Raw genomic sequence first — 5,338 nt, 5'->3', positions numbered from 1 at the left:
GCGTATTAAATATTTCGTAGAAAATTCACAAAAATATCTCAAAGATGAAATCGTAACTCGCCAAGAAGGTTTAACCGAACGAATTTCTTACGAACCATTGGGTGTTGTTTGCAATATTTCAGCGTGGAATTATCCATTTTTAGTTGGCGTGAATGTTTTTATTCCTGCTCTGATTGGAGGAAATGCTGTTTTCTACAAACCTTCCGAGTTTTCGACATTGACGGGTTTAAAAATTGAAAAATATTTGAAAGAAGCAGGCGTTCCTGACGATGTTTTTGCCGTAGCAGTTGGTGCAAAAGAAGTCGGTGAACAATTACTAAAAATGCCTTTAGATGGTTATTTCTTCACAGGTTCTTACCGAACTGGCTTGTATATTTACGAGAAAGTTGCTCCTAAAATGGTTCCTTGCCAACTCGAATTAGGCGGAAAAGACCCACTTTATGTAGCCGACGATGTGGCTGATATTCAAGCAGTTGCCGCAGGAACTGCCGACGGAGCTTTCTATAATAACGGACAAAGTTGCTGTGCCGTAGAGCGAATCTACGTTCACGAAAAAGTATATGACCGTTATGTGGATGAATTTGTAAAAGAAGTAAAATCGTATAAAATTGGTCAACCAACTGCTGATGGCATTTATATTGGTGCTTTGAGTCGAAAATCGCAGTTAGATTATCTTGAAAAACAGGTACAAGATGCTGTTAAAAAAGGAGCAACTTTATTAAGCGGAGGAAAATCAATTGAAGGCGATGGCTATTTCTTCGAGCCAACAGTTCTGACCAATGTTACGCACAAAATGGATGTGATGCTTGAAGAATCTTTCGGGCCAATTATTGGTATTATGAAAGTAAAAGACGACAAAGAGGCTACTAAATTGATGCAAGATACTGAGTATGGCTTAACAGCTGCCGTTTATACTGCCGACAAAAAACGAGCAGAGAAAATATTGAAACAAGTCGATGCAGGAAGTGGTTATTGGAATTGTTGCGACCGTGTTTCTGCCCCTTTGCCTTGGAATGGACGCAAAAACTCAGGTTTTGGAGCTACACTTTCACACGCAGGTATTCGGGCATTTGTGAAGCCCAAAGCTTGGCATTTGAGAGGGTGATTTACCAATTATGAGGTACGATTTACGAATATTTCACTCTTTTTGACCATTAAAGCTTTTCTATTTGTGTCTTAATATTCTAATTTCTCAACAAACAATTATACCCTAAACATGAAAAAAACTTTAATATTACTCTTATTGGTATCAACTACGAGTATTTTTGCCCAAATTCCTGCAAAAAGACAATTAAAACCTTCTGATGTTTATCGATTACAAAGTTTGAGCGACCCTCAAATTTCGCCTGATGGCAATTGGGTGTCTTATACGCTTTCAAGTGTTGATTCTGTTAAAAACAAACGAAATGCCGATATTTGGATGAACTCTTGGGACGGAAAAGAATCCGTTCAACTGACTCATAGTCCAGATGGTGAATCGCAAGCTCGATGGAGTCCTGATGGGGAATATTTATCATTTATTTCTGCAAGAGGTGGTTTGACAGGAAGTCAAATTTGGATCATGGATAGACGTGGCGGTGAAGCCAAACAATTGACTGATTTGAAAAAAGGTGATTTGACCGACTACGTTTGGTCGCCCGATGGCAAAAAAATAGCTTTGGTCATTAAAACTTCAGCCGATACTTCAAAAGTTAAAACGCCAAAACCCATCGTTCTTGACCGTTATCAATTTAAGCAAGATGTTGAGGGTTATTTAACAAAAAAGCCTGTTCACTTGTATTTGTTTGATATTACCACGAAAAAAATTGATACACTTACTAAAGGAATTTATGACGAAACTTCACCAAAATGGTCACCAGATGGTACACAAATCGCCTTTTTGAGCAATCGTACCGAAGACCCAGACCGCAATGCCAATACTGATATTTGGTTAATTGATGCTAAGCCCAATTCTACGATAAAGCAAATAACGACTTGGACAGGCAGAGATTTTGCAGCAGAATGGAGTCCCGACGGCAAACAAATTGCTTATCTACGCACCACTTCTTCCGAAAACTATATCATGTACGACCAGTCGATTTTGTGTGTAATATCGAAAGATGGTGGCGAACCTAAGCTCTTAACTAAATCATTAGACAGACCAGTTAGCACACCTCGTTGGACAAAAGATGGCACATCAATCAATGCTTTAGTAACAGATGACCGTACTCGATATATTGCCCAATTTGCCGTTACTGATGGAAAAATGACGAAAATTTTGGGAGGAAACAAAAGTTTTAATACTATTGAAAAACACCCTTCGGGTAATTTATTGACAACGATGTCTGACCCACAAACGCCAACCGAAATTTATGTTGTAGAAGGTGCGAACACTCGTCGATTGACAAAACACCAAGAAACATTCCTTGCTCCGTTATCATTGGCGACTGTTGAAGGTTTCAGCTCAAAAAGTAAAGATGGAGAGAGCGTTTCCAATATTTTATACAAACCTGCTAACGTTGTAAAAGGTGCGAAATTACCAACGATTATGTTCATTCATGGTGGGCCAGTTGCTCAGGATGAATTTAGTTTTGACATGTCTCGTCAAATGTTAGCTGCGGCTGGTTATGCCGTAGCGGCAGTCAATTACCGTGGTTCAAATGGTCGTGGTTTGGATTTTTGTAAGATTATTTCAGCCGATTGGGGAAATAAGGAAGTATTAGATATTTTGGGGGCAACCGATTATCTTGTTCAAAATGGCATTGCCGACCCCGAAAAATTGGGCATTGGCGGTTGGAGTTATGGTGGAATTTTAACTGATTATACCATCGCATCAGATACCCGTTTCAAAGCCGCTTCGAGTGGTGCGGGTGTGGCACTGATTTCTTCGCTTTATGGCGTTGACCAATATATTTTGCAATACGACAACGAATTAGGCTCACCTTGGAAAAACTTCGATAAATACGTGGCACTTTCCTATCCATTCTTAAAAGCAGACCGCATCAAAACGCCTACACAATTTATGGTTGGTGAAAGCGATTTCAATGTTCCATCGCCAGGAAGTGAGCAAATGTATCAAGCACTTCGCTCATTGGGAACTCCGACAGAGTTGATTATTTATCCAGGTCAATTTCACGGAATTACCAATCCGAGTTTTCAAAAAGACCGTTTTGAGCGGTATATTGCTTGGTTTAATAAGTATTTGAAGAAATAAGCTTAATTACCTTTTTATTCAACTCAACCATTTTATCAATGAAAAAACTCATCTTTTGCCTCTTAGCTCTTGTGATTTTGCAAAGCAGTAGTCCTAAAAAAGAACAATTACCCAATATCATTTTAATTTTTATGGATGATATGGGTTATGGCGATTTGAGTTGTTATGGAGCGGTCAATTACCGAACACCCAACATTGATAGAATGGCAGCAGAAGGCATCAGATTTACTAATTTTTTGGCAGCACAAGCAGTTTGTAGTGCATCGAGGGCTGCTTTAATGACAGGTTGTTACCCTAATCGCATCGGAATTTCAGGAGCTTTGATGCCGTTTAGCAAAAATGGTATCAATAGCAGTGAAACAACAATTGCTGAAATGCTCAAACAAAAAGGCTATGCAACTGGTATTTTTGGCAAATGGCATTTGGGGTATCAAAAGCAGTTTTTGCCACTCCAACATGGCTTCGATGAATATGTAGGATTGCCTTATTCTAACGATATGTGGCCAGTAAATTTTGATGGAACACCTGCACAACCTAATCAAAATAAATACATTTATCCAGTTTTACCATTGATTCAAAATAACGATAAAAAAGAGGAAATAAAAACGCTTGGTGACCAAGCCAAACTTACCACACTTTATACCGAAAAAGCAGTAGATTTTATCAAAAGAAATAAAAAAAATCCATTTTTCTTATACTTACCTCATTCAATGCCCCATGTTCCGATTGCTGTTTCTGATAAATTTAAAGGCAAAAGTAAGCAAGGACTTTATGCTGATTTGATGATGGAAATTGATTGGTCGGTAGGAGAAGTATTGAAAACTTTAAAAGAAAATGGCTTAGATAAAAACACATTAATCATTTTTACAAGCGATAATGGGCCGTGGTTAAATTTTGGCAACCATGCAGGTTCGTCGGGAGGTTTTCGTGAAGGAAAAGGCACAAGCTATGAAGGTGGACAGCGAGTACCTTGTATTGTAAGATGGAAAGGAACAACGCCAGAAGGCTTGGTTTGTAATCAACTTAGCTCAACCATTGATATTTTTCCGACAATTGCACGCATTTGCGGGACAGAAATGCCTAACCATAAGATTGATGGCGTAGATATTTTGTCATTGATTAAAGGAAATATTGAAGAAAGTCCACGTAAAACATTCTATTATTATTACCGAAAAAATGCTTTAGAGGCAGTAAGAATGGGGAATTGGAAATTGGTTTTTGCTCATAAAGGTCGGTCTTATATGAATCAGTTACCCGGAAATGACGGTTTTGCAGGCAAAGCTCCCGAAGATATACTTATACCCATGGCACTTTATGACCTCCGCCGTGACCCATCTGAACAATATGATGTACAAAGCATTTATCCTGAAATCGTAGCCCAACTTCAAAAAATAGCAGAAGAAGCACGTGAAGACCTCGGTGATGATTTGACAGAAAGAAATGGCAAAAATGTGAGAGCAAGTGGCTTGGTGGAATAAGTTTGTTTTTTGTTTAAACCATGTTCGTGATTTTCAATCAAACAGCTTAAAACTACGAATTTTAGCATGAAAAAAACGTTGAAATTATCCTTCATTCTACCAATTTTACTAACATTGTTTTGCTGCCAATTTCGAGATAAATTGGAAACTCAAGCTATTTTCAGGTATGAAAAAACAATAACCGTTGATGGACTAAATAGAACTTATACGCTCAATTTGCCGCCAAATTACTACGAAAACAGTAATTTATCTTTGGTAATTGCTTTACATGGCGGTGGAGGAAGTGGGAAACAATGCGAAACAGATTATAATTTGACAGAAAAAGCGAATGCCGAAAACTTTGCAATAGTTTATCCCGATGGCGTTCAAAGTGATGGAATCCTGAGAGCAAGAACTTGGAACGCAGGAACATGTTGCGACTATGCCGTTGAAAAAAACATTGATGATGTACATTTGTAGTGTTAAAAGTCGTGTAGCTGCTGATAAACCTTCAACTGTAATTAAGGCAAATGATTTGATTTTTGATTTCTTCAAACAGTTTTAATTAATTTGAAGATTTGAAAATATTTATTAGACTTCCTGCGAAAGTATTTTAAGTCGAAAAACACCATCTTTTCGGCTACAAATTGAGCAAATTTTTCAACCGTAGCGGTGCTATGCTTTCAAA

General features: G+C 38.0%; 4 protein-coding genes. All 4 read left to right on the top strand.

The features are described 5' to 3' along the window. A partial coding sequence (locus ACH2CJ_RS07125) for an aldehyde dehydrogenase family protein (RefSeq protein WP_394991625.1) occupies positions 1–1,105 on the top strand: 1,105 nt, incomplete at its 5' end. A 111-nt stretch (positions 1,106–1,216) separates the two neighbouring features. After that, complete coding sequence (locus tag ACH2CJ_RS07120) at positions 1,217–3,193, top strand: S9 family peptidase (protein ID WP_394991623.1); 1,977 nt, start codon at positions 1,217–1,219, stop codon at positions 3,191–3,193. Between the two features lie 38 nt (positions 3,194–3,231). Further along, positions 3,232–4,671, top strand: coding sequence for a sulfatase (locus ACH2CJ_RS07115; protein ID WP_394991621.1), 1,440 nt, complete (start codon positions 3,232–3,234; stop codon positions 4,669–4,671). A 66-nt stretch (positions 4,672–4,737) separates the two neighbouring features. Beyond that, positions 4,738–5,130 carry an alpha/beta hydrolase family esterase gene (locus tag ACH2CJ_RS07110; RefSeq protein ID WP_394991619.1) on the top strand — a complete coding sequence of 131 codons (393 nt, stop codon included), beginning with the start codon at positions 4,738–4,740 and terminating at the stop codon, positions 5,128–5,130. The last annotated feature ends 208 nt before the right edge of the window (positions 5,131–5,338 follow it).

Source organism: Emticicia sp. (assembly GCF_043780375.1).
GTDB lineage: Bacteria > Bacteroidota > Bacteroidia > Cytophagales > Spirosomataceae > Emticicia.
The sequence above is the reverse complement of the archived record's forward strand: the minus strand, read 5'-3'. Positions and strand labels throughout refer to the sequence as shown.

What these genes read in the sequence shown, in the direction of transcription:
- ACH2CJ_RS07115 (WP_394991621.1), top strand. Translation starts at nt 3,232, where the DNA reads ATGAAAAAACTCATCTTTTGCCTCTTAGCTCTTGTGATTTTGCAAAGC.
- ACH2CJ_RS07120 (WP_394991623.1), top strand. Translation starts at nt 1,217, where the DNA reads ATGAAAAAAACTTTAATATTACTCTTATTGGTATCAACTACGAGTATT.
- ACH2CJ_RS07110 (WP_394991619.1), top strand. Translation starts at nt 4,738, where the DNA reads ATGAAAAAAACGTTGAAATTATCCTTCATTCTACCAATTTTACTAACA.